Origin of the sequence: Anaerofustis stercorihominis DSM 17244 (assembly GCF_000154825.1) — a bacterium.
In the GTDB taxonomy this organism is placed as follows: Bacteria; Bacillota; Clostridia; order Eubacteriales; family Anaerofustaceae; genus Anaerofustis; species Anaerofustis stercorihominis.
Map to the genome: position 1 here is coordinate 512,050 of NZ_DS560019.1, position 21,958 is coordinate 534,007.

The 21,958-nt window shown below is 33.0% G+C and carries 29 protein-coding genes; 9 read left to right on the forward strand and 20 right to left on the reverse strand.

The genetic code is table 11. The features are described 5' to 3' along the window. Positions 1-23: 23 nt before the first annotated feature. Entirely contained in the window at positions 24-998 is a 975-nt protein-coding gene (locus ANASTE_RS07160; RefSeq protein WP_007050321.1) for an AIR synthase family protein, read from the forward strand. Between the two features lie 249 nt (positions 999-1,247). Here ANASTE_RS07160 and ANASTE_RS07165 read toward each other — a convergent pair whose 3' ends face one another. Further along, positions 1,248-1,436: a ferredoxin gene (locus ANASTE_RS07165; RefSeq protein ID WP_007050322.1), complete on the reverse strand. Its 189-nt coding sequence runs from the start codon at positions 1,434-1,436 to the stop codon at positions 1,248-1,250. A gap of 172 nt (positions 1,437-1,608) precedes the next feature. Between ANASTE_RS07165 and ANASTE_RS07170 the strand changes: the two genes are divergently transcribed. Both ANASTE_RS07170 and ANASTE_RS07175 read left to right on the forward strand, forming a co-directional pair. After that, positions 1,609-2,043: a LytTR family DNA-binding domain-containing protein gene (locus tag ANASTE_RS07170; protein WP_007050323.1), complete on the forward strand. Its 435-nt coding sequence runs from the start codon at positions 1,609-1,611 to the stop codon at positions 2,041-2,043. An 11-nt stretch (positions 2,044-2,054) separates the two neighbouring features. After that, positions 2,055-2,480 carry a DUF3021 domain-containing protein gene (locus ANASTE_RS07175; protein WP_007050324.1) on the forward strand — a complete coding sequence of 142 codons (426 nt, stop codon included), beginning with the start codon at positions 2,055-2,057 and terminating at the stop codon, positions 2,478-2,480. A 34-nt stretch (positions 2,481-2,514) separates the two neighbouring features. Here ANASTE_RS07175 and ANASTE_RS07180 read toward each other — a convergent pair whose 3' ends face one another. The 6 genes from ANASTE_RS07180 to ANASTE_RS07205 all read right to left on the reverse strand — a co-directional run bounded on the left by ANASTE_RS07180 (position 2,515) and on the right by ANASTE_RS07205 (position 8,879). Next, positions 2,515-4,395 (reverse strand): ABC transporter ATP-binding protein, encoded by a 1,881-nt coding sequence (locus ANASTE_RS07180; RefSeq protein WP_007050325.1) that lies wholly within the window; start codon positions 4,393-4,395, stop codon positions 2,515-2,517. After that, positions 4,395-6,122 (reverse strand): ABC transporter ATP-binding protein, encoded by a 1,728-nt coding sequence (locus ANASTE_RS07185; protein ID WP_007050326.1) that lies wholly within the window; start codon positions 6,120-6,122, stop codon positions 4,395-4,397. Before ANASTE_RS07185 ends, ANASTE_RS07180 begins: the two co-directional genes overlap by 1 nt. Before the next feature lie 67 nt (positions 6,123-6,189). Further along, positions 6,190-6,612, reverse strand: coding sequence for a MarR family winged helix-turn-helix transcriptional regulator (locus tag ANASTE_RS07190; protein ID WP_007050327.1), 423 nt, complete (start codon positions 6,610-6,612; stop codon positions 6,190-6,192). Positions 6,613-6,678: 66 nt separating this feature from the next. Continuing rightward, positions 6,679-7,362, reverse strand: a complete 684-nt coding sequence (bioD, locus tag ANASTE_RS07195; RefSeq protein WP_007050328.1) for a dethiobiotin synthase — start codon at positions 7,360-7,362, stop codon at positions 6,679-6,681. Continuing rightward, the gene (gene bioB / locus ANASTE_RS07200; protein WP_007050329.1) at positions 7,355-8,326 is read right to left on the reverse strand and encodes a biotin synthase BioB; all 972 of its coding nucleotides are present in this window, start codon (positions 8,324-8,326) and stop codon (positions 7,355-7,357) included. Before bioB ends, bioD begins: the two co-directional genes overlap by 8 nt. After that, the gene (locus ANASTE_RS07205) at positions 8,313-8,879 is read right to left on the reverse strand and encodes a biotin transporter BioY (protein ID WP_007050330.1); all 567 of its coding nucleotides are present in this window, start codon (positions 8,877-8,879) and stop codon (positions 8,313-8,315) included. Before ANASTE_RS07205 ends, bioB begins: the two co-directional genes overlap by 14 nt. A gap of 436 nt (positions 8,880-9,315) precedes the next feature. Between ANASTE_RS07205 and ANASTE_RS07210 the strand changes: the two genes are divergently transcribed. From ANASTE_RS07210 to ANASTE_RS07235, 6 genes are all read left to right on the forward strand, one after another. Next, on the forward strand, positions 9,316-10,278 hold the full coding sequence (locus ANASTE_RS07210) for a GerMN domain-containing protein (RefSeq protein ID WP_007050331.1): 963 nt from the start codon (positions 9,316-9,318) through the stop codon (positions 10,276-10,278). Positions 10,279-10,292: 14 nt separating this feature from the next. Further along, positions 10,293-11,018 (forward strand): ribonuclease PH, encoded by a 726-nt coding sequence (gene rph / locus ANASTE_RS07215; RefSeq protein WP_007050332.1) that lies wholly within the window; start codon positions 10,293-10,295, stop codon positions 11,016-11,018. A gap of 8 nt (positions 11,019-11,026) precedes the next feature. Continuing rightward, complete coding sequence (locus ANASTE_RS07220) at positions 11,027-11,617, forward strand: XTP/dITP diphosphatase (RefSeq protein WP_007050333.1); 591 nt, start codon at positions 11,027-11,029, stop codon at positions 11,615-11,617. Positions 11,618-11,631: 14 nt separating this feature from the next. After that, positions 11,632-12,111, forward strand: a complete 480-nt coding sequence (locus ANASTE_RS07225; RefSeq protein ID WP_007050334.1) for a YfcE family phosphodiesterase — start codon at positions 11,632-11,634, stop codon at positions 12,109-12,111. An 8-nt stretch (positions 12,112-12,119) separates the two neighbouring features. After that, positions 12,120-12,932, forward strand: coding sequence for a CPBP family intramembrane glutamic endopeptidase (locus tag ANASTE_RS07230; RefSeq protein WP_007050335.1), 813 nt, complete (start codon positions 12,120-12,122; stop codon positions 12,930-12,932). A gap of 97 nt (positions 12,933-13,029) precedes the next feature. Beyond that, positions 13,030-13,878, forward strand: a complete 849-nt coding sequence (locus tag ANASTE_RS07235; RefSeq protein WP_052294604.1) for a GH25 family lysozyme — start codon at positions 13,030-13,032, stop codon at positions 13,876-13,878. A 29-nt stretch (positions 13,879-13,907) separates the two neighbouring features. On the opposite strand, the gene ANASTE_RS07240 is transcribed toward ANASTE_RS07235, so the two are convergent. From ANASTE_RS07240 to ANASTE_RS07300, 13 genes are all read right to left on the reverse strand, one after another. After that, complete coding sequence (locus ANASTE_RS07240) at positions 13,908-14,738, reverse strand: MBL fold metallo-hydrolase (RefSeq protein ID WP_007050337.1); 831 nt, start codon at positions 14,736-14,738, stop codon at positions 13,908-13,910. Next, positions 14,725-15,033 (reverse strand): DUF1330 domain-containing protein, encoded by a 309-nt coding sequence (locus tag ANASTE_RS07245; protein ID WP_007050338.1) that lies wholly within the window; start codon positions 15,031-15,033, stop codon positions 14,725-14,727. Before ANASTE_RS07245 ends, ANASTE_RS07240 begins: the two co-directional genes overlap by 14 nt. Before the next feature lie 78 nt (positions 15,034-15,111). Further along, on the reverse strand, positions 15,112-15,687 hold the full coding sequence (locus ANASTE_RS07250) for a TetR/AcrR family transcriptional regulator (RefSeq protein ID WP_007050339.1): 576 nt from the start codon (positions 15,685-15,687) through the stop codon (positions 15,112-15,114). Between the two features lie 148 nt (positions 15,688-15,835). Further along, entirely contained in the window at positions 15,836-16,876 is a 1,041-nt protein-coding gene (locus ANASTE_RS07255; protein WP_007050340.1) for a hypothetical protein, read from the reverse strand. Positions 16,877-17,558: 682 nt separating this feature from the next. Then, positions 17,559-17,780, reverse strand: a complete 222-nt coding sequence (locus ANASTE_RS12105; protein WP_007050341.1) for a hypothetical protein — start codon at positions 17,778-17,780, stop codon at positions 17,559-17,561. A gap of 422 nt (positions 17,781-18,202) precedes the next feature. After that, positions 18,203-19,312 carry a DnaB-like helicase C-terminal domain-containing protein gene (locus ANASTE_RS07265; protein WP_007050342.1) on the reverse strand — a complete coding sequence of 370 codons (1,110 nt, stop codon included), beginning with the start codon at positions 19,310-19,312 and terminating at the stop codon, positions 18,203-18,205. 23 nt (positions 19,313-19,335) lie between these two features. Continuing rightward, positions 19,336-19,539 (reverse strand): hypothetical protein, encoded by a 204-nt coding sequence (locus tag ANASTE_RS07270; protein ID WP_007050343.1) that lies wholly within the window; start codon positions 19,537-19,539, stop codon positions 19,336-19,338. Between the two features lie 375 nt (positions 19,540-19,914). After that, positions 19,915-20,772 carry a hypothetical protein gene (locus tag ANASTE_RS07275; RefSeq protein ID WP_007050344.1) on the reverse strand — a complete coding sequence of 286 codons (858 nt, stop codon included), beginning with the start codon at positions 20,770-20,772 and terminating at the stop codon, positions 19,915-19,917. A 27-nt stretch (positions 20,773-20,799) separates the two neighbouring features. Next, complete coding sequence (locus ANASTE_RS07280) at positions 20,800-21,015, reverse strand: hypothetical protein (RefSeq protein WP_007050345.1); 216 nt, start codon at positions 21,013-21,015, stop codon at positions 20,800-20,802. Between the two features lie 30 nt (positions 21,016-21,045). Then, positions 21,046-21,249, reverse strand: a complete 204-nt coding sequence (locus tag ANASTE_RS07285; RefSeq protein WP_007050346.1) for a hypothetical protein — start codon at positions 21,247-21,249, stop codon at positions 21,046-21,048. After that, positions 21,249-21,479: a hypothetical protein gene (locus tag ANASTE_RS07290; RefSeq protein WP_007050347.1), complete on the reverse strand. Its 231-nt coding sequence runs from the start codon at positions 21,477-21,479 to the stop codon at positions 21,249-21,251. The genes ANASTE_RS07285 and ANASTE_RS07290 overlap by 1 nt, the downstream gene beginning before the upstream one ends. Then, positions 21,463-21,651 (reverse strand): hypothetical protein, encoded by a 189-nt coding sequence (locus ANASTE_RS07295; protein WP_007050348.1) that lies wholly within the window; start codon positions 21,649-21,651, stop codon positions 21,463-21,465. The genes ANASTE_RS07290 and ANASTE_RS07295 overlap by 17 nt, the downstream gene beginning before the upstream one ends. Beyond that, positions 21,635-21,928 (reverse strand): hypothetical protein, encoded by a 294-nt coding sequence (locus tag ANASTE_RS07300; RefSeq protein WP_007050349.1) that lies wholly within the window; start codon positions 21,926-21,928, stop codon positions 21,635-21,637. The genes ANASTE_RS07295 and ANASTE_RS07300 overlap by 17 nt, the downstream gene beginning before the upstream one ends. Between the last annotated feature and the right edge of the window lie 30 nt (positions 21,929-21,958).

Here is a 21,958-nt window from a genome sequence, read left to right on the forward strand (position 1 = left end):
ATCAGACGGAGAAAAATTAAAATATGAAAAACGGAAAATTATCAAACGAAACATTGGAAAAAATTTTATTTAATAAAATCAAAATAAAAAATAAAGAAGTAAAAATAGGTGCGGGTATAGGAAAAGATACAGCCATGCTGGACTTTCAAAATGATTTATTCATTATTTCCACCGACCCTATTACAGGAAGCAAGAACGGCATTGGAAAACTATGCGTAAATATTTCCTGCAACGATATAGCTACCGCAATGGCAAGACCGGTAGCTATAATGATAACCATGCTTATCCCAACATATGCAAAAATAAAAGATGTGGAAGAAATAATCGATGATATCCTTTTGACTTGCGATGAAAATAATGTGGATCTCATAGGAGGTCATACGGAAGTCACTTCCAGCGTAAATAAATTTATTTTAAGCGGTGTATGTATAGGAAGAAAAGAAAAGCGAAAAGAATTTTTGCCAAGTGCGGGAGATAAAGTAGTCATGAGCAAATATGCGGGACTTGAAGGTAGCGCAATAGCCGCTCTTGATTTAGAAGAAGAAGTAAAAAATATCTTAACAAAAGAAGAGTTTGAAAAAACGAGGGAACTCATAAATCACACTAACGTGATAAAAGAAGGATTGATAGCAAGAAATCATGAAGTAAGTCTTCTTCACGACGCAACTGAAGGCGGGATTTTCGGAGGAGTTTGGGAAATGGCAACAAATTCAAACCTCGGAGCCGTAATAAATACTGACGATATACTGATTTTGGATGAAACAAAAAAAATTGCAGAACATTTCGGTATAGACCCGTATAAACTTATTTCAAGCGGTGTGATGTTATTTATAACCAAAAACGACAAAGAGCTGATTGAAGATTTAAAAAAAGAAAATATCCCCGCAAGCACTATAGGATATTTAACGGAAGAAAAAGAAATTTATACTATTAAAAATAATAAAAAGGAAATATTATCCCCTCCCGAACAAGACGAACTTTACAAGATTATAAAATAAAAATTTTAAATAAAAAAAGAGATAAACATTATATCTCTTTTTTATTCTATTATGTCCCACCCCATAAAATATTGACACTACTTACATAATATATGGGAAGGGGTAGCAGCCACTCATAGAAAAATCGGGTAGATTTTTCATGAGATATGGCTGCGTTATAAGGCTCGCGCCATTTGAGCGAAAGAATTTAAATCCAATTTTTATTGCTTCGGATAAAAATTGGCGGATTTTAAGGCGGAGCCTTATATCTTATTCTACACCAATAACAGCAACAGGACAGCCTTCTGCGGCTTCTCTTGCCATCGTTTCTTCATTTTCCCCTTCGGGCTGTTTGATAACTTCGGCTTTCCCGTCATCAGCAAACTGAAATACATCTTCGCATGTTGAAACGCAAAGTCCGCATGAAATACAGCCTTCTCTATCAATAACTACTTCCATTTTATCCTCCTATATTTAACTTTATATCCCTATATTATTTCTCTTTATTAAATAAATATTCTTTAAATATGTTAATTTTTGTATCTTACCCTATATTTCTAACCTCTTATATAAAAACAGATGACAGAATTATAGTTATACTATATTATGATTTTAAGGAAGGGGAATCCATATGAAAGTAAAAATTAAACTTGATAAAAATATAAAAGAACCCTACGCAGTTATCTTTACTGATGAGATAACGGAGGAAATAAAAAACATCAATGAAATATTATCTAAAAAAGATAATATCATAACGGGAAATTATAACGAAAAAATAATAATAATCGATAAAGCCGAAGCGGAAATAATTAGAACAGAAGAAGGAAGAACCACGATATACTTAAATGATAAAAAATGTTATACGAATAAAAGATTATATGAGGTGGAAGAACTCTTAGGAAAAGATTTTATTAGGATCTCCAAATCCACCATAGTAAATATCAAAAAGATAGATTATGTAGAGCCTTCTTTCAACTGCACGATGATGATAGTAATGAAAAACAAAGTAAAAGATTATATTTCCAGAAGATATTTAAAGAGTTTTAAAGAAAAGCTGGGACTATAGGAGGGATAAAAATGAAAAAAATAATAAAACTGATACTAGGCGGGATTGCCTGGGGATGTACGATGTTTACTATAATAGGTATTATAATTGCACTTATAATGGGGCAGGATAATTCTTTTATGATGAGTACTTCGGATTATATAAAGCAGGCTGTGTTATCGATTATAATCGGGATAGGTTTTACGGTTCCGAGTATAGTTTACGATTATGAAAACATATCAAAATTCCTTCAATTCACCGTTCATATGGGAACAGGCTTTTGTATTTATATGATATGTGCCTATATGGCAGGCTGGGTTCCCACCGGTTTCGGACTCGGCGCAGTAATATTGTCAATAGCATTTTGGATAATTATTTCACTTGCAATATGGTTTTTCTTTTATATGTATTATAAAAAGGAAGCGGAAAATATAAATAAAAAACTCAAAGACAATTAAAAAAGACAGCATTAGCTGTCTTTTTATTATTAAGTTATGATAGTTCCAAGGCACCGGTATACAGTCTATAATAAGTACCATGCTTATTGATAAGCTGTTCATGATCCCCTCTTTCGATAATCGTTCCATGTTCAAGAACTATTATTGCATCGGAGTTTCGTATTGTGGATAACCTGTGGGCAATTACGAAAACCGTCCTGCCTTTCATGAGTTCATCCATACCGTCCTGAACTATTTTTTCGGTACGGGTATCGATACTCGATGTGGCTTCATCCAAAATCAAAACAGGAGGATTATTAAGAGCCGCTCTTGCTATTGAAAGTAGCTGTCTTTGTCCCTGTGAGAGTTCTTCTCCCGTTCCCGAAATCATCGTATCATATCCCTGAGGAAGCATATTTATAAACTTATCCGCATTAACAAGTTTAGCTGCTTCATATACTTCTTCGTTTGTAGCATCTAATTTACCGTATCTTATATTATCCATAATGGTCCCTGTAAATAAGTTCGTATCCTGAAGAACTATACCGAGAGACCTTCTCAAGTCGGCTTTTTTGATTTTATTTACATTTATACCGTCGTATCTTATTTTACCCTTTGTTACATCGTAAAATCTGTTAATAAGATTTGTTATCGTAGTCTTTCCTGCACCAGTGGAACCCACGAAAGCAAGTTTCTGTCCCGGTTTTGCATAAAGGTTTAATTTATTTAAAACTATTTTATCGAGATTATACCCGAAACTCATATCAATAAACCTTACGTCTCCTCTTAAAGGCGTATATGTAACACTTCCGTCGGAATGAGGATGTTTCCAAGCCCACTGTCCCGTACGCTTTTCGCTTTCCTCTACATTTCCGTCTTCATCTATAACAGCATTTACAAGACCTACATATCCGTTGTCTTCTTCGCTTTCTTCATCTATCAATTTAAATATTCTCTCTGCACCGGCAAGTGCCATTATAATCGAATTGAACTGCCCTGAGATTTGGCTGAACGGGAAGTTGAAATTTCTTGTCAACTGAAGGAATGAAGCAATGGCACCTAAGGTAAGTCCACCTACGCCCGAAATAGCAAGATATCCACCCAATATAGCTGTTAGTACATATTGAATGTAACCTAAGTTCGCTATTATAGGGATTATTATATTCGCGTATCCGTTTGCCTTTGCCGCACTTTCAAATAAACTTTCATTCAACTCATCGAATTCAGCTTTGCTTTCTTCTTCATGGCAGAATACTTTGACTACTTTCTGTCCGCTCATCATTTCTTCCACATATCCGTCTAAAGCACCTAAATTCTTTTGCTGACTTACAAAGTATTTACCGCTCTTGCCTCCTACGATTTTTGTAGCCAGTATCATCAATATTATTATAAAGACTGCAAGTACAGACAAAGGTATGCTTATGAATAACATCGCACAGAATACCGCTATTACGGTAATGACCGCAGAGAAGACCTGAGGGATACTCTGACATATCATCTGCCTTAAAGTATCAGTATCGTTTGTATATAAACTCATAAGTTCTCCGTGAGAATGGGTATCGAAATATTTTATGGAAAGAGACTGCATATGGATAAACATATCATCTCTTATCTTTTTAAGTACTCCCTGACCGATATTGACCATAAGCCTTGAATAAATGAAAGTACAAAGTACACCGGTGTAATAAATCACACCGAACAACATTACCGCTTTCAGTACGCCCGCAAAGTCAGGGACTGCACTTTTAAGCAAAGGAGTGATGACATCATCTATCAAATACATCAAAAATAATGAACTCGACATACTGGCTACAGAGCTTATTATGATAGCTATAAATACCACAAAAAATTCCAGCTTATATGATTTGAATACATATCCCAAAAGTCGCTTGGCAGTTTTGATATAATTACTTTTATTTGCTTCTTTGTTAGCCATTATTCTTTACCTCCCTTCACTTGAGAATTATAAACATCTTTATATATTTCATTTTCTTTTATAAGTTCTTCATGAGTCCCGATTTGATTTATCATTCCGTTATCCATTACGATTATCATATCCGCATCTTCTACGGAAGATATCCTTTGAGCAATGATTATTTTTGTAGTCCCAGGGATCTCTTCTCTGAATGATTTTCTTATAAAAGCGTCGGTTTTGGTATCTACAGCACTGGTCGAATCGTCCAAAATAAGTATTTTGGGATTTTTAAGAAGTGCTCTTGCTATACATAAACGCTGTTTTTGACCTCCCGAAACATTCGTACCTCCCTGTTCAATTTTGGTATCGTATTTATCGGGGAACTCTTCAATAAAAGTATCTGCCTGAGAAAGTCTGCATGCTCTTATGATTTCTTCATCGGTCGCATTTTCATTTCCCCATCTCAGATTGTCTTTAATTGTACCTGCAAAAAGAGTATTCTTCTGTAAAACCATCGCAACTTCGTTTCGAAGTGTTTCTATATCGTACTCTCTTACATCCACGCCCCCTACTTTAACACTTCCTTTTGTTACGTCATAAAGTCTTGGGATAAGCTGTACGAGAGATGTCTTTGAGCTGCCGGTGCTTCCTATGATACCCACCGTTTTACCGGAATCTATATGTAAATTTATATCCCTTAAAGGAAGGTTATCACCGTCTCCGCCGTAGCTGAAATCTACATTTTCAAAATCGATGGAACCGTCTTTTACAGTTGTTTTGGGATTTTCTCCGTTAGATAGGTTACTTTCTTCATTAAGAACCTCCACGATACGTTCTGCAGACGTCTGTGCCATAAGCACCATAACGAATACCATGGAAAGTATCATAAGGCTGGAAAGTATCTGTGAAGCATAAACGACCATACTCGTAAGTTCTCCCGTAGTCATAGCACCGAAAGTAATGAGTCTTGCAGCCAAGTATGAAATAGCCAAGATGCAAGTATATATGGTAAACTGCATTATAGGAGTATTTAGAGCTACGATTTTTTCTGCTTTTGTAAAAAACTTGAATATAAGCTTTGATATCCCGCCGAACTTTTCGACTTCATAATCTTCTCTTACATAAGCCTTTACTACTCTGACCCCCGTAACATTTTCCTGCACAACATTATTTAATTTATCGTATGTATTGAATACTCTCTCGAAGTGAGGATGTGCTTTGATTGCGATGAAGAATAACAGAACGCCCAGTACGGGTATTGCGATAAAAAATACTATCGAAACCTGAAGATTTATTTTGATTGCAAACACAAGTGCAAAAAATAACATAATAGGCGAACGAATGAGCATTCTTACTATCATCTGATATGCTATTTGTACGTTGGTTACATCGGTCGTGAGTCTGGTAACCAAACTAGCCGTTGAGAATTTATCTATATTTGAAAAAGAAAAGTCTTGTATCTTATGAAACATATCCTTTCTCAAATTTTTTGCAAACCCCGCAGCCGCTCCTGCGGCATATTTACCGGCAAGGACACCGCATATAAGTGAAACCAGTGCAATGCCAAATAAAAAAACACCCAGCTTAACAATATAATTTAAGTTACCTTTTTCTATTCCGAGGTCAATGATATTAGCCATATAAAATGGGATCAATACTTCCATGAAGACTTCTATTATGACGAAAAAAGGTGCTAGCAAAGAATCTTTTTTATACTCTCTGATAGAACCGAACAATGTCTTTAACATTTCTTTACCTCCTAAATTAAAGTTAGCTTCATAACTGTAAGGTGCCTAACTATATAATTAAAAAATATTATCTTAGGTTGATCAACATCTTATCGCATACCTTTAAAAAAGTATCTATCTCATCATCGGAAATACCCAGTTTCAATTTAGCCTCGGTTTTATCTATTTCTTTTCCGATACTCTCTTTGATATCAAGACCTTTTTGGGTTATTATTATTTTTTTGAGCCTTGCATCATAGTCTACGCATTCTCTTCTGATGAGTCCATTCTCTTCCAAAAGCTGCAATAACCCGCTGGCAGTGGCTCTGCTTGTATGGAACTGTGCTTCTATATCTTTTTGGAATATATCACTTTTTTGTTTGCTGATATAATAAAGCACTTTGCTTTGTATCCCCGTTACACCGTAACACGCAGCGTCTTTGTTCATGGATTTTTTTAGTTCATTGGATAAAATATTGATTATCCTGCCTATATCTTTTTTTGTTTTCATTTAAAACACCTTCTGAATATGTTAGTTTCCTAACATATTATACTCATTTTAATCTTTTGTCAATGATTATTTAAATAATTTCAGTAAATTTTCACAGGAAATATCCATATCTTCACAGTCACCTTTTACCTTTATGATAACATCTATTCCCGTTAATTCCTCTATCATATTTTTGTTATCAACGTGTAGTATATTATCTTCTTGATAACCATTCATTATTATCCCCTCTACATTTATATTTTTTCGTTTTAAATACTCACAAGTAAGTACGGTATCGTTTATGCTTCCAAGAGAACTTTTTGTTATTACCAAAACATTTAGTTCTAACATTTTTATTATATCTTCAAGCATGATCTTACATTTATCATCATATCTTATGGGACAAACTATACCGCCACTCCCCTCTACAAGAACATAATCATACTTAGTCTTTATATTGTTATAATCCGATTTTATTTTATTTAAATCGATTTTATTTCCCTCTATTTTTTGCGCCAAATGAGGTGACACTTCGCTTTCGTACATATATGAAACTATATTATCAATATCCTCATTCAAACCTGAAACTTCATTGACATAATGTGCATCGGAAGAAATGAATTTCCCATTTTCTTTTACCGCACCGCTTATCGCAGCTTTATAATATCCCGCATTATATCCCTTATCCATGAGTTTTTTTAAAATAAGCCCGCTTATATAAGTTTTTCCCATATCCGTACCTGTAGCGGTTATAAATATCCCTTTACTCATAATTTACCTCATTTACTTCAAAACCGATACTTTTCACCATATCTATATCATCTTTTGTTTTAATCCCGTAAGTAGTCAGCATATCTCCGGAAATGGCACTGTTTACACCGCTTTCTATAGCTTTTTTGCCTTTATCTTCAAAAAGGGCTCTTCCTCCTGCAAGCCTAAGAAGGACATTCGGCAAGATAAATCGATATATTGCTATGCTTCTTTTGATTTCATCATATCTCAAAGGCTCATTATTTTGAAGAGGAGTTCCTTTTATGGGGTTTAAAATATTTATAGGAACACTTTTTACCTCTATCTCTTTTAAAGTAAAAGCCATATCTATCCTGTCTATAATAGTCTCTCCGAGACCGAAGATACCTCCGCTGCAAATCTCTAATCCGGCTTTCTTCGCATCTTTTATGGTATTCAACTTTTCATCATATGTATGAGTCGTACAAATATATGGAAAAAACCTGCGGGAAGTCTCAAGATTATTATGATACCTGCTCATTCCCGCTTCTTTGAGTTTTATGAAATCCTCATAATCCAAAAGACCAAGAGAGCCGCAGAACTCCATACTGCACTGTTCTTTTAGCTTTTTATAAGTTACACACAGCTTATCCACATCTTTTTTATTAAACCTTCTCCCCGATGTAACTATAGAAAACCTGTCTACTCCCGACTTTTCATTGGATAATGCACTTTCTATTATCGTATTATCATCTAAAAAATCATATTCATCTATATCGGTTTTATAATGCGCTGATTGAGCGCAGTACTTACAGTCTTCGGGACATCTGCCGCTTTTGGCATTGATTATCGTACAGAGTTCAAATTCATTCCCGCATTTTTCCTTTCTGATTTCATCTGCAAATTCTGTAAGCTTACCTAAAGGAACATCTATCAATGATAAAGCTTCTTCGTAAGTAATATCATATCCCTCTAATACTTTTTCTTTTAATTTATTTAACTGCATAACTGTTCCTCCTAACTATAGGAACTAATTTCTTTCCCAAGACCGCTGATATAAAACATAGAAGTATATCCCCCGGAATATCAAGCGGAAAACAGGAAGCAAGAACGATCAAGAAAGAAACAGGTTCGCCCACGAAGAAATTAAGCATTATATATTTATAACCAAGCCCTATCAAATATGTAACCATAAATCCCGCAAAAGCGGAAATAAGATAAGATTTAAATGTCTTTTTCTCCGATTTTTCAAGTACTAAACCGCATACAAAAGCTGCGCAAACAAATCCTATGAGGTAACCGAAGCTGGGTCTTAAAACATAATTGATACCTCCCCCTGCAGCAAAAATAGGAAAGCCGAACAGTCCGAGCAAAACATATATTGTAACCGACAGCATTCCAAGTCTGCTTCCGAGAAGTATGCCTGCCAAGAGGACAAATAAGAACTGCAAAGTAAAATAATCCATATACAAAACGGGTATTCGTATAAAAGCCCCCGCAGCCACCAAAGCTGTAAACAGTGAACATATGACCAAATCTTTTGTCTTTATATTTTTCATTTATATTCTCCTTAATGATTTTTGGGAAATTATATCAACTGCACCTTCGCTATGTCAACCTTAATATGTACATAGGTTGACACTATTTAAAGTCATGATATTATTTAAGATTTAAGCAATGTTTTATTAATTGGATATTTAAAATCATATAACTAAAAGTTAATCCTTTAAATCAAATGTATTATTTTATTTTAATAATAATAAATAATAAGATTTTATATTGCTGTCCCATTATTATAAATTAACTAATTAATTTATATGTTTACAAAAAAGTATAAAACAGAGTGTATAAATAATTTTCTTTTATTGATAAATTTTCCCATAATACTCCTTCGATGATTTCTATAATCTTTTTAAAAGCATTAAACAAGCTATGCATATTAGACATGGCTTGTTCATAAAAATTATAAATACAACTATTAAAAGAGGATGAGATATGAAAAAATTAATAAAACTATTATTATTGGTCGGGATAATAGCGTTGAGTTACATAACGATAAAAGAACCTCAGCTGACGGCAAAAGTACAGCAGACAGTGAGTAGTTACATAAAAAAAGAAACCAAAACGGAACAGGCAGATATTACGGTCTACTTTAAAAATGCAGAAGGATATGTAGTACCGATAACCAGAAAAGTAAATAAAGAACAGGCTACATTCGATAATGTTCTTAACTTAATGGCGGATAACGAAGAAAACGGTAAAGTTGCTTCTAAAAACGGACTCCTTCCCGCAGTGGTTTCGGGGAGTATAAAGAGCGTCCAGGTAGACGGAACGACTGCAAAGGTAAGTTTAAATGAAAAATCAGCACAGTTCGTGGATAAAAGTGATGAGACTGCATTTGTAACATCCATAGTATATGCTCTTACCGAATATAAAGATGTAGACAGTGTAATGTTTGACTTATCTTCCTCGGATACGCTTCCTTTCGGGACTGAAATGAACAAGCTTTATTACAGGGAAAATATAAATAAAATAAAATATTCCAAGCTTGCAAAATCAAAACAAACCATGTATCTGGCGAAGAAATGTGACAATGTGTATAACTATATACCTTACAGCGTATATAACAGAAAAAGCAATATAAGTTTAAAAGAAGCACTTAACATACATTTCAATCTTTGTTCGGATACAAAATTTTCAAGCTTGATATTTGCAGATAATGCAAAACTCAAGGAAATACTTATCAAAGGAGACAGCGTTTATATCCATTTAAGCAAAGAATTCGAAAAAATGGATAAGGCAATGTTAAACATGTATAAAAACAGCGTTTCACTGACAGTAAAAGAAAATTCCGATTCTATTGAAAAAGTTCGCTTTATAATAGACCAAAACGAAGAAAATAATGGTATAATGGAAACTGTACTTATTAAAGATTATTCAAATCAAGAAAGAAAATAGAAGGAGCAAATCATATGGTAAGATCAGATAACAGAAAATTTGATGAAAAAAGAGAAGTAAAAATCACGAGAAATTATACCATGTATCCAGACGGATGCGTTTTGATAGAATCAGGAAATACGAAAGTAATATGCTCTGCATTTATAGAAAACAGAGTTCCTCCGTTTTTAAGAGGAGAAGGAACCGGTTGGATAACATGTGAATATTCGATGCTTCCATCTTCCACTCAAACGAGGAAACAAAGAGACATCAACAGATTAAAACTGGACGGAAGAAGCTCTGAAATTCAAAGGCTAATAGGAAGAAGCTTAAGAAGTGTTGTAGACTTATCTATCTTAGGCGAAAAGACGATAATGATAGACTGCGACGTGATACAAGCCGACGGAGGTACGAGAGTTGCAAGTATCACAGGAGCATTCGTTGCCCTTTACGATGCTCTTTCAAAAATGGTTGAAAAGGGAGAAATAGAAAGATTACCTCTTACTTCGTTCCTTGCTGCAATAAGCGTAGGTATAGTGGAAAATGAACCTCTATTAGACTTATGTTACATAGAAGATTCCAACGCCATAGCGGACATGAACGTCGTAATGAACGAGTACGGAGAATTTATAGAACTAGGTATGACAGGAGAAAAGAGACCTATAAAAGAAGAAGAGCTAAATAAGCTCCTTATACTTGCAAAAAAGGGAATAAAAGAACTCATAGAAATTCAAAAAGAAGTATTGGGATTTAATAATTAGAGGTAATAATGAAAGAAGTAATAATAGCATCTGCAAACAAACATAAATTAGATGAAATAAAAAGTATTTTAAAGGATTATAAAGTAATAAGCATGGCGGAAGCCGGATTTTTTGACGATATAGTGGAAGACGGGGCAACATTTGAAGAAAATGCACTTATCAAGGCAAAAGCGATACATGAAAAAACAGGCAAGCTTGTACTCGGTGACGATTCAGGCTTGATGGTAGAATATTTAAACGGTGAACCGGGCATATATTCCGCAAGGTACGCCGGAGAAGAAAAAAGCGATAGAAAAAACAACGAAAAACTTCTCAAAGCATTAGAGGGAACAGAAAGACAAGACAGAAGTGCAAAGTTCGTATGTACAGTAGGTATATGCTATGAAGACGGGACTACCGAGACGGTAAGAGGCGAGGTAAAAGGTATTATCGGGACCGAAGAAACAGGAAGCGGAGGATTTGGATACGACCCTCTTTTCTATATCGAAGAACTGGATAAGACTTATGCCGAGCTTACTTTTGATGAAAAAAACATGGTAAGCCACAGAAGAAAAGCTTTTACAAAAGCAAAAGAAATCTTGGATAAAAAGTTAAAATAGGTCTGGGTCATATCATGGATAAGATACTTATAATAAGCGATACACACGGAGACATAAAAACGTTGGAAAAAATAATAAAGAAAGAAAAGAACTATTCTTATATAATACATTTGGGAGATCACCACTTTGATTTGGACGAAGTTGATATTGATTACGAAAATGTGAATGTCCTCAGAGTAAGAGGTAACTGTGATTTCATGAAAGAAAAGGAAGATTTGGTATTTACTCTTCACGGCAAAAAAATATTCATGACACACGGACATTACTACGGAGTAAAGAATTCTTTTACAAATATATTCTATAAAGCAGACGAGATAGGAGCTGATATAGTATTGTTCGGACATACTCACGAAGCTTTGAATGAGAAAATCAGCGATATACATCTATTTAACCCCGGAAGTTTAAGCAGCATGAGAAGCTTCGGCAAAATAAGCTATGGAATAATGACGATAGACGAAAAGGGTAATTATAAACTATACCATAAGACTGTTTAGGAGATTTAATGAAGCAGGATAATATAATAAAAAAAATATGGTTATGCATATATCCTTTGATATTTTGGGCAGTCAATCAATTTGTTGCGGGCTTTTTATTTCAGTTGTATTTCCTTATTGATATGACAAATAAGGGAAAAGTAAATTTGGTCACGACACAAAGCCTTACTGAATTCACAAGCGAAAATATTGTTTTGATACTACTCATAACATCTGTTATCAATATATTATTCTTTGCTTTTATGCTAAAGAGGAACAATAAGTTAAATATAGGCTTAAACTGCGAAGAAGGTAAAATCCCTTATATAATTTCTCTGATAATAATGGGGATAAGCTTCTTTATGTTCTCTTCGGGAATAATAGATATGTTTGATTTAACAAAATACTCCGATAGCTACGATACAATAATAAATTCTCTCTCATCGGGAGGAGTAATATTTAATATTATTGCGGTAGGAATAGTCGCCCCCGTAAGCGAAGAACTTATGATAAGAGGCGTCATTTACAATAATTTAAAAAAGTATATAAAGCCTGCTTTAGCAGTATTCATTCAAGCATTCTTATTTGGCATAATGCATATGAACATCATTCAAAGCACTTATGCAATCTTTGCGGGATTGATACTGGGATATATTTATGAAAAATCGGGAAGCTTGCTCGTTTCTTCCATATTTCACATAAGCTTTAATATATCAAATCATTTGTTCTCAATACCACTGTTATCCGATATAGCTGAGATACCGCTTTTGATGTTGATAACAGGAGTAATATTACTTATATATACATTTAAATATTTTAATAAAAAATCATTTTACAATTAGGCAGATATCTGCCTTTTTTTATTTCCCGGGAAATTGAAGCTAATATGTTGTAACCGATTTTCTCCTTTTACGTATCCTAGTAATGGGAGGAAATGTAATGAAAGAGAAGTTAACAAAAATTTTAGCAGTGTGTTTCTCATTTATAATGTGCATTTCTGCCGTTACGGTAGTCTCGGCTGCCAGCGAACACAAAGGTATAGATGTAAGTGTTTGGCAGGAAGATATCAATTTTAGAGAAGTAAAAGACGATGGTATAGACTATGTATATATAAGAGCCGGAGAAGGCACTACACTGGTAGACTCCAAGTTCGACAGGAACTACCGCGATGCAAGAAGAGAAGGCATGAAGTTGGGCTTTTACCATTATGTGACGGCAAGGGATACAAGAGAAGCAAAAGACCAGGCACATTTCTTTTATTCTCTTATAAAAGATAAGAGGCAGGATCTGAGACCCGCGATGGATTTTGAACAGCTAACGGGACTAAGCAAAAAAGAAGCAAACGATATAGCAAGAGTGTATATGGATACTTTGGAAAAATTAATGAAAATCAAACCAGCATTTTACTCAAATGCATATGACTGCGAGAGCGTATGGGAAGAAGATTTGACTAAGTACCCTCTTTGGGTAGCAGACTACGGAGTAGAAAGACCTTATTCCATAGGTCACTGGAAAGCCTGGTCGGGATTTCAATATTCGAGCAGAGGAAGCGTGCGGGGAATACACGGACACACTGATATGGATAGATTTAAAGATGAATTACTGATAACGGATAAAGAAAAAGAAGATGCAAACTGTACTAAAGACGGATATTTAAGTTATACGGTCAAAGAAGGCGAAACACTCAGAGATATAGCAAGAAAATTTGACACTACGACAAGAAAACTGATAAAACTAAATCACTTGGAACTTATACATCCGGGAGAAAAGCTTATAATCAGAAAATAACAAAAGGAGTATTTGATACTCCTTTTTATTTACTCCTTATCTAAACAAGATAATACAGACTTTTTGAATAAAGGATTACTTTTAAATGAGTTCATATTCAAATTATTACATACATTTTCAAAAATTTCTTTCTTATCATTTGTTTTTAATTTTAAACATCGTACTTCATCATTGATGTTATTCAACAGTTTTATTGAGCTGTCTATAACACCTTTATACTCATTTTTATTATAAACTCTGTCCCATGCGGGGAGACAGAAGTTTATTTCATCGATACTTTTTAGTCTCTCAAGTGTATCAATACTTCTTTTAAAATCCGTAAATATAGGTATATCTCCGGGGACTGGAACAGCGTCTCCCGTAAAAAGTATATTTCTTTCTATCCACAAATAAGACAGCGAACCACGGGAGTGTCCGCTGGCATCCACGACTTTAAAATGTATATCCTCTTCCAATTTTATTATTTCTTTCTTTTTTAGGTATTTATCTATCTTTACCGATTTATCTGATAAACCATAGAAGTTTGGTATCGGCCTTTCTTTAAACTGCTTATCTATATCCTCTATCCATTCTTTTTCATCATAAGGAGCATATATTTTTGATTTCGATAATCCTTTCAGCTTTGCGGCACTTCCTATATGGTCGGGGTGAGAATGAGTTAAAAATATGCCTTTGATATCCTTTATACTTTTATTTATGCTAAATAAATAATCCTCTATTATTTTTTCGCTTCCCTTAACGCCGCTGTCTACAAGATACAATTTTTTTCCTTCTATAATATAAATATAAACATATCTTTTTATATCCTCTGTCACATTAAAATTTATCCTTATTTGATGTACATTATCACATATTTTCATCACTACCTCCGATGACTACGGCTTCACTTCTTACAAAGCCTGTTCTTTTATTTTCTATTTGCTTATACTCTTTTGAATCAAAGCATTTATTTAAGCTATGAATATCCTTAAATCTTATGATGATTATTCTGTCGGGAGTATAATCATCGGTCAAATACGTTATTTCATCTGTTCTTACGAGATACTCTCCCCCGTATTTTTCCACTATAGGCTTTACCAAATCAATATAGTCTTTGTACTCCTCGGGTTTAGACTTTTCCTTTAAATAAATATTAACTATAAAATAATAACTCATTATACTGACCTCCTTTTAACATATGCAAGTAGTTACTTGCATTATATTTAAAAAATATATGGTATATGAATACCATATTTATTTTTTTATTCCGTTTACAAATACATCTATGCTATTTTCGATATAAGTTTCTTTTGGTAAAGGCGTAAGACTGTCGCCAAAAGAAGCTTTAAAGAATATAAATCCGAAATTTATGGATAAGAACATAACTGCCAAACCCTCAAAATCGTCATTACCGACTATACCTATTTTGTACATTTCTTTGAAATAATCAGAAAGCCCTCTTTTAAAAGCCATAGGTATCTGCATTATCCCTTCTTTTGTATGTTCATAAAGCTCGGGACATCGAAGCCCTAAAGATACTTTAACGAACTTGGGAGTAACCTTATCCAAGTAAGTATGAGAAAATCTCAGCAAATCTTTTTTTAAATCAAATGAATAACCTTTAAAATCATCTTCAGCCAAATCAGGGTTCCACTCCCTGAGCTCCATTGCATTTAAAACTATATCTTTTTTACCATTGAATTTTCTGAATATGGTAGATTCATTTACCCCGGCTTTATTCGCTATTTCCTTTGTGGTCGTAAGAGAATACCCCTTTTCCATTATCAAGTTCATTGAAGCGTTTATTATCTTTAAACTCGTTTCGTCCATATCTTCACCTATCTTTTAATAAATAATGCAAGTAATTACTTGCATTATAATATAAAAAATTATAATTGTCAAATACATTGAATTATCGCTCATTCAATATATAAAAAAGAAGCATATTTTTATAAACTTCTTTTTATTACCAAATCATTTATTTTTCTCTTAAAATCATCGTGCCGTTTTCATCTTCCGCCGTTATGATACCATACTCTTCATAATTACATATATCGAGAAGACCTTCACACCCTAAAGTTTGTATAAATACAAAATCATCATCCTTTTCGTAAATATGTAAATACCCTGAATTACCCCTACTCTCACTTATTAAAAGCAGATCCATATTTTTTATTATTTCATAATCGGTATCATCAAACATTTTTATTTGCTGAGTGTAAAACTCATTACCTGTTTTTAAAGATTTATAAACATTACAGGCTTTCCTATTTTTCTTATAATATTTATGAATGATTTCCAATCCAAAGTCTTTATCAACAAAATAAAAATCATTTCCTTCTTCTCTGTTTATGATATTTATTTTTTTTATTTCTTCTTTTTCTAAAGTTAATTCCTCGTAATTATCTGATAATTTATAAGAATAAATAATATCATCTTCTTCATCATTATCCTCAATAAACTTTATTATATTTTCATGACGGTAAAAATCAATATTATAAAAATCGCCTTCTATTTTTTTTAGCATATCAAACTTCTCTTCTTTGACATCATATATACTTATATATAAATAAGTATCGACCTCATCGTTGGAAAATAAATCTTTCAGACTAAAATCAAGTGGAGACACTTCAAATATTATAAGTATCTTATCTTCGTCCAATTCTGCACATTCAAGTATGTTACTATCCTCTTCCCAATCTTTTATCAATTTTGAAATAGGTATTTCGTATTTTAAATCCAATGTAACCTTATCATATAATTTTAATACTTCATACCGAAAATCTCCGTCTTCATCAAAAACAGTGTGTGATATAAAATATACCCCTTTATCACTTTTGGGATAAAAAATATTTTCATCATCTGATATTAATGGAAAATATTTAACATCATTGTTATTGATGTCATATTCGCAAAATTTATTTTTATTTTCATCATCTTCATTGTAAACCCCTATACATTTATTACCTTCAGATATAATCAGACTGTTGACTATCGGCAGTGTTTTGATATGAACCATAAATATATCCTCCTTGTTCTTATATATTTATCCTACAACATACTGCTTTATACTATTTCTTTTATGATATGATTTATACCGTGAGATGTCAAATTATAATACAAAAAAACCGATTGTATATACAATCGGTTTAAATTCTAAACTGGTGCGGATGATACCTATTTTTCTAAATAACAAAATATATCTAACATTTGAAATGCTTTATTTATAAGACTTTTAGAAACTTTATAAATATGTTCATATGTTCGACAAATCCCCTAATTTACACAAAGTGTGTTAAAAAATGTGTTATCTTTATATGTGTTATTAACTGGTGCATTACGTACTATAAGAAATAGGATAACCCCTTTATCCATAAGGAAAACTTAAGTTAATAGAATAAAACTTCATATGGTGTTAAAATTTACCTATTATAATAATAAAGAGTGCTTATAATATAAAAAGTCAGGTTTTATAAGGTTTTATTAGTAAAATTTTCAGGTTTTCTCAGGTATATACAAATATAATATCTTTTCTTATAGCCTTTTAACCCCCGTGAAACAGGTTTTTAAGCTTTTTTATCATTGTCAGGTAATTTTACAAACATAAGTAACAAAAACACTCAAAAACCTACAAAGTAATGAAAATTAAAGTAATTTCCCTTAAATCCTTATAACTGCATTAGGTTTTCTCAGGTTTTAAATCAATCATCTTCAATCCCATACTTTAGATCATGAACAAACCCGTAAGCCTCTAACCTATTCGAAAAATAATCTTTAAATATTTCTTTATCGTCTTTACGCTGATAAGTGCTTTTATAATGGCTATAACTTAATAACGTTTCCTCTTTTATATCAATGAGTTTATCATCTTTAAATATACTTATAACTTTATAATATAATTTTGATATATCCTTTTTTACCACCTATTTTTTATATATCCTTTCTTTGCTTTGTTTGTAGTTTTAAGTTGGTGTACTTCGGTGTAACGTTCTTTTTACTCATTTTTAAGTAATGGTTAGTATAGAAAATAAAAACGCTCAAAAAACATAGCAAACATTATGAAAATTTAAACCCGCTCGTTTTTGAGCTGTTTTTCATATTATCATTAAGTCACACGGTAAATATTCCCAGTACCATGTTTGAAGCTCTGATAAGGGTGTTGACAGTACCTATGCCCCATAAACTTTTATATTCTGCATAATAGACTAATACCGCAGAGGGCTTAACGCTTACGGCTCCGCCCTCTACGGTATTTTTATATTTATATATAAGTATATTTACATATTTCCCCGTTGTTCCCTCGCTGTTCGTTTGTAATATTTCCCAATTACCAAACCTCTACACATTAAGTAAATATAGTTTCTTGTTTTACTTCTTCTCGCTCTTCCTCGTGTTTGTCCGTTTCTTCAAAGTAGTTATATTTAGGTATAAATTTAAAAAATACTTTTCCCCCTGTTCTTCCGTTCCTGTTCTTCAGTATCACAAGTTCTATATATCTTTCATCACTCAGCTTACACTCTTCTATTATCTTTCTGTTTTCTTCTTTCTCGGTGTTGTTCTTGGCAAATTGTAAGCCTTGAGGCTGTAAACCTATTAACACATCGCTTGAATACTCAATAGCTCCGCTTTCCTTAAATGCTGTCATTGTTACGGGATTATTATAATTATCACGGTTAAAGGAAGATATACCAAAAATGGTTAAATGATTATCACGTGCAAGCCTCCTTAAATTTGTTACCGTTCTGTCGGTGTTCTGCTTATCCGTGTAGCGGTCATTTATCGGAGAAAGTATCTGAACATAGTCAATAAATACCACTGGCTTTTTGTTACGGAAGTCTATATGCTTTTTTATATCCTCTTCAAGTTCTTTTACACCGTAGTTATATACACTCTCGATTATAAAAAGGTTTCTGCTTTCTTCCCGGTATAAACTTAAAGCATTGAAATACAATTCCTTTTCAAATTCATTGAATTTACTTATCTTCTCATAATCGGTAATTATATTTGCGGACTTCGCAAGGTGTTTACTTACCCCGCTTAATATATATGTGTTTCTGCTTATGCTTTTTGCTCTCAGTTCGTTTGCTGACTGTTCAAGGCTTATAAATAGTACATCTTGATTTTGTCTTGCCATTTGATATGCAAGCTGTAAGCAAAAGGTAGTTTTACCCAGTGAAGATATAGCACCGATAAAATAAATGCCCTCTTTAAGTCCTCCGTCAAGCTCTTGATCTAAATTATAAAAACCTGTTGGGATATAGGGCTTATTAATGCTGTTCTTTATATCCGTGTAGAAGTCTTTAGCCCTGTGGTATTCGCTTTTAAGGTTATACTCTTCTATATCCGCTCTGTATTTATCTGCCTTTTTCTTGTCTTCTTCCGTGATATCCTCTACATATCCAGTTGTATCACTAAGTATTTTATTTACATGATATTTTCTTTCGCTGTCGTTCATACATTTGGCTTTACCCTTTCTTTTTATCCTCGCATATATGCAAGTAACTTTTTTTCAAGTGTTTTTATATGCTGTTTTTGTTCTTTTATTATTCTGTCTTTTTCTTCAATGTTTTTATTAATTAAAAATAGATTTGATTTTAAATCTGCATTTTCATTTGCCATATCGTTAAACACTTCGGTACGTACCGTTATAAACTCATCATTCTTAGGGCTTATATGTTTCATGTGGTTTCCCTCTTTCTTTTATTTATTTTCTTTATATAACCTTGAAGTACATACTATATATTAAGTACTAAAGTATATACTTTAGCGTATATAACAAAGTATAGAGTATATATGATAAGGAGTAAGCCCCGCCCGTAAAAAAGGGGCTTACTCCTTTCCGTATTACTCTGTTATACTCTGTAATACTCTACTCTTTTTTGTTAGCAATGACTAAAACACTCATTATCAGCGGTTTTGAGGACTGTTTTTGGGGTCAAATTCCGTTACCACTTTTTACACCCAGCGTTACCAGTTTTTACAGTGTCTGTTACCAGTTTTTACACCTAACGTTACCACTTTTTACACCTTTTGTTATTCCGTAAGTACTTTTTACAGTTAGACATAAAGAATGACTTTATAGTCCTTGTTACCGCTCTTTATATTTTTATAACCTTTTATCCAGTTGTTACGCTTAAATTCTTCGCACCTGTCAAGGATATATTTTATATATTTGTTTCTGTCTTTCCTGTTGTTAATTTCAAGCCCCGCACTTTTAAATATATTGTCATACACTCTTGAACTGTTAAAGGTTTCCCCTTTCTTCTCCTGTTGTTTTATATCCATAATCGAATACTTTAAAACATCATCTATCAAAGCTCTTCCCGTATTTGTCTGCTGTTTGGTAGTTATATATTTCTTTTCAACGGTTTCTATTGCCTTATACGTATAGCTGTAGAGGTATAAAGCGGGTAATTCATATATCCTTACGCCGTCCACCTCATGACCTCCGGCTTTAAGTCTTATAAAACTGCTCTTTATAAGACTGCTTTTAATACTTGCATTTATAGGCTTTTTGATGTCTTGTTTTGTTATAGGCTCAAACTTCATACTTAAGTCAATATGATTAAGTTTCATTATAGAGTTTTCAACGGTTTTTATTTGTGTTGGTGTAGGTCTTTTATTCCCCTGGAGATTATAAACTTCTTTTACGATCGTGCTTAAAAGTAAGTCAATGCTTCTTTGATTTTGTTCAAGTCCTATCATAAGCCCCTTATCTTGACAAAGTGAACCTATGGCGTTGCTTACCATTTTATCAAACCTTGTTACATGGTTTTCATTGTATTTTATTTCATACGGTATAAAAAAGTCCTTGCAGTTCGATACTGCTATAAAATTGTTATTTTCCTTTAATAATTTATCTTGATTTTTAAATATATTGCTTACCGCATATCTTGTCTTTTCTTCTTTTGTCATATCTTATCCTCTACAGGAGAAGATGGCTTATGCCTCCCGCTCGCCCTCTTCCTCGGTTATATGGTTTGTGAGTTTTTTAACGGCCATTCCCGTAAGATCATAAATAATATCAATAAAAGGGCTTAATGCCTTTAAAGTTTCGCTCTCGGTGTGCTCACTGTCTATCTTCATTCTTTCTATTATCGCTCTTGCTTTTATGATGTCGTATCTTGCTTTTTTTAGTTCTTCTGTATCTTTTTTCATTGCTCCTCGCTTCCTGTGTTTTTTAATATATTATTTTGCATCGGTAAAAATAAAGTTTAGGTTACTTCTTCTCTTATCTTCCGTTTTATCTTCCTTACTGAATTTATCTTCATATCCGTAAGGCTTTAAAAGTTCTTTGATATCACTCATCTTTTCCTCAATTTGTTCTAAGCTAAAATCAATATAGGATAATTTAGTACTTACTAGGGATATGACCCTATCCCAATCATTCATTAAAGTGTACCCCCAATAATCAATATTAGCTTACACATCAGCCTTATTACCTCTACAATCCGTAAAGAGGAAAGCAACATCAAAAACATGTATATTAAACTGCTGTTTTCCTTGATTATTTTTAATAATTTATTTATAATCATTTCAAGAGGTGTAATGCCTTTGTTTAATCTTGTAGAGTGGTTTTGCTGTGGTGGGCTTACCGCTCTTTTTTTATTTATGTAATCCATTTTCAAATCCTTTCTTATAAACTTCTTCCAAAAGGTACTTAAATTCTCTCTCAAGTCCCGTACTCATAAGATAATCATTTTTTAATATGCTTAACTCAAGTAATATATTTTCTTTATCTTCGTTAAAGCTTCTATCCGCTTCTTTTACTGCGTTGTTATTTGTTTTTTCCATTTAAATTATCCTTTCTTAAATCCGTATCGATATTTTGTACCGCTTTCTTTAAATCTTCTTTAATGTTCTTTAGTTCCTCTACTGTCTTTTTAAGGCTCTGTTCTTCTTTTTGTATTTGTTTCTTTGTAAGCAAGTCATAATAACCCATTACCACATTTTCAAGTGTAGAGTAATAACCTATCGCCTCGCTTTCATTCTTCCATGTCGGTTGTTCCTTTTTTAAAATATAATTCCACCTGTCAACATCGACATAATATCCATTGTTTAATTTAATCAATTTTTACATCTCCTTTCTTTGTTTTGTTTG

Bases quoted from the DNA above. Each gene is read 5' to 3' on its own strand.
- ANASTE_RS07160 (WP_007050321.1), top strand. From the start codon at position 24: ATGAAAAACGGAAAATTATCAAACGAAACATTGGAAAAAATTTTATTT.
- ANASTE_RS07165 (WP_007050322.1), bottom strand. From the start codon at position 1,436: ATGGAAGTAGTTATTGATAGAGAAGGCTGTATTTCATGCGGACTTTGC.
- ANASTE_RS07170 (WP_007050323.1), top strand. From the start codon at position 1,609: ATGAAAGTAAAAATTAAACTTGATAAAAATATAAAAGAACCCTACGCA.
- ANASTE_RS07175 (WP_007050324.1), top strand. From the start codon at position 2,055: ATGAAAAAAATAATAAAACTGATACTAGGCGGGATTGCCTGGGGATGT.
- ANASTE_RS07180 (WP_007050325.1), bottom strand. From the start codon at position 4,395: ATGGCTAACAAAGAAGCAAATAAAAGTAATTATATCAAAACTGCCAAG.
- ANASTE_RS07185 (WP_007050326.1), bottom strand. From the start codon at position 6,122: ATGTTAAAGACATTGTTCGGTTCTATCAGAGAGTATAAAAAAGATTCT.
- ANASTE_RS07190 (WP_007050327.1), bottom strand. From the start codon at position 6,612: ATGAAAACAAAAAAAGATATAGGCAGGATAATCAATATTTTATCCAAT.
- bioD (WP_007050328.1), bottom strand. From the start codon at position 7,362: ATGAGTAAAGGGATATTTATAACCGCTACAGGTACGGATATGGGAAAA.
- bioB (WP_007050329.1), bottom strand. From the start codon at position 8,326: ATGCAGTTAAATAAATTAAAAGAAAAAGTATTAGAGGGATATGATATT.
- ANASTE_RS07205 (WP_007050330.1), bottom strand. From the start codon at position 8,879: ATGAAAAATATAAAGACAAAAGATTTGGTCATATGTTCACTGTTTACA.
- ANASTE_RS07210 (WP_007050331.1), top strand. From the start codon at position 9,316: ATGAAAAAATTAATAAAACTATTATTATTGGTCGGGATAATAGCGTTG.
- rph (WP_007050332.1), top strand. From the start codon at position 10,293: ATGGTAAGATCAGATAACAGAAAATTTGATGAAAAAAGAGAAGTAAAA.
- ANASTE_RS07220 (WP_007050333.1), top strand. From the start codon at position 11,027: ATGAAAGAAGTAATAATAGCATCTGCAAACAAACATAAATTAGATGAA.
- ANASTE_RS07225 (WP_007050334.1), top strand. From the start codon at position 11,632: ATGGATAAGATACTTATAATAAGCGATACACACGGAGACATAAAAACG.
- ANASTE_RS07230 (WP_007050335.1), top strand. From the start codon at position 12,120: ATGAAGCAGGATAATATAATAAAAAAAATATGGTTATGCATATATCCT.
- ANASTE_RS07235 (WP_052294604.1), top strand. From the start codon at position 13,030: ATGAAAGAGAAGTTAACAAAAATTTTAGCAGTGTGTTTCTCATTTATA.
- ANASTE_RS07240 (WP_007050337.1), bottom strand. From the start codon at position 14,738: ATGAAAATATGTGATAATGTACATCAAATAAGGATAAATTTTAATGTG.
- ANASTE_RS07245 (WP_007050338.1), bottom strand. From the start codon at position 15,033: ATGAGTTATTATTTTATAGTTAATATTTATTTAAAGGAAAAGTCTAAA.
- ANASTE_RS07250 (WP_007050339.1), bottom strand. From the start codon at position 15,687: ATGGACGAAACGAGTTTAAAGATAATAAACGCTTCAATGAACTTGATA.
- ANASTE_RS07255 (WP_007050340.1), bottom strand. From the start codon at position 16,876: ATGGTTCATATCAAAACACTGCCGATAGTCAACAGTCTGATTATATCT.
- ANASTE_RS07265 (WP_007050342.1), bottom strand. From the start codon at position 19,312: ATGAACGACAGCGAAAGAAAATATCATGTAAATAAAATACTTAGTGAT.
- ANASTE_RS07270 (WP_007050343.1), bottom strand. From the start codon at position 19,539: ATGAAACATATAAGCCCTAAGAATGATGAGTTTATAACGGTACGTACC.
- ANASTE_RS07275 (WP_007050344.1), bottom strand. From the start codon at position 20,772: ATGACAAAAGAAGAAAAGACAAGATATGCGGTAAGCAATATATTTAAA.
- ANASTE_RS07280 (WP_007050345.1), bottom strand. From the start codon at position 21,015: ATGAAAAAAGATACAGAAGAACTAAAAAAAGCAAGATACGACATCATA.
- ANASTE_RS07285 (WP_007050346.1), bottom strand. From the start codon at position 21,249: ATGAATGATTGGGATAGGGTCATATCCCTAGTAAGTACTAAATTATCC.
- ANASTE_RS07290 (WP_007050347.1), bottom strand. From the start codon at position 21,479: ATGGATTACATAAATAAAAAAAGAGCGGTAAGCCCACCACAGCAAAAC.
- ANASTE_RS07295 (WP_007050348.1), bottom strand. From the start codon at position 21,651: ATGGAAAAAACAAATAACAACGCAGTAAAAGAAGCGGATAGAAGCTTT.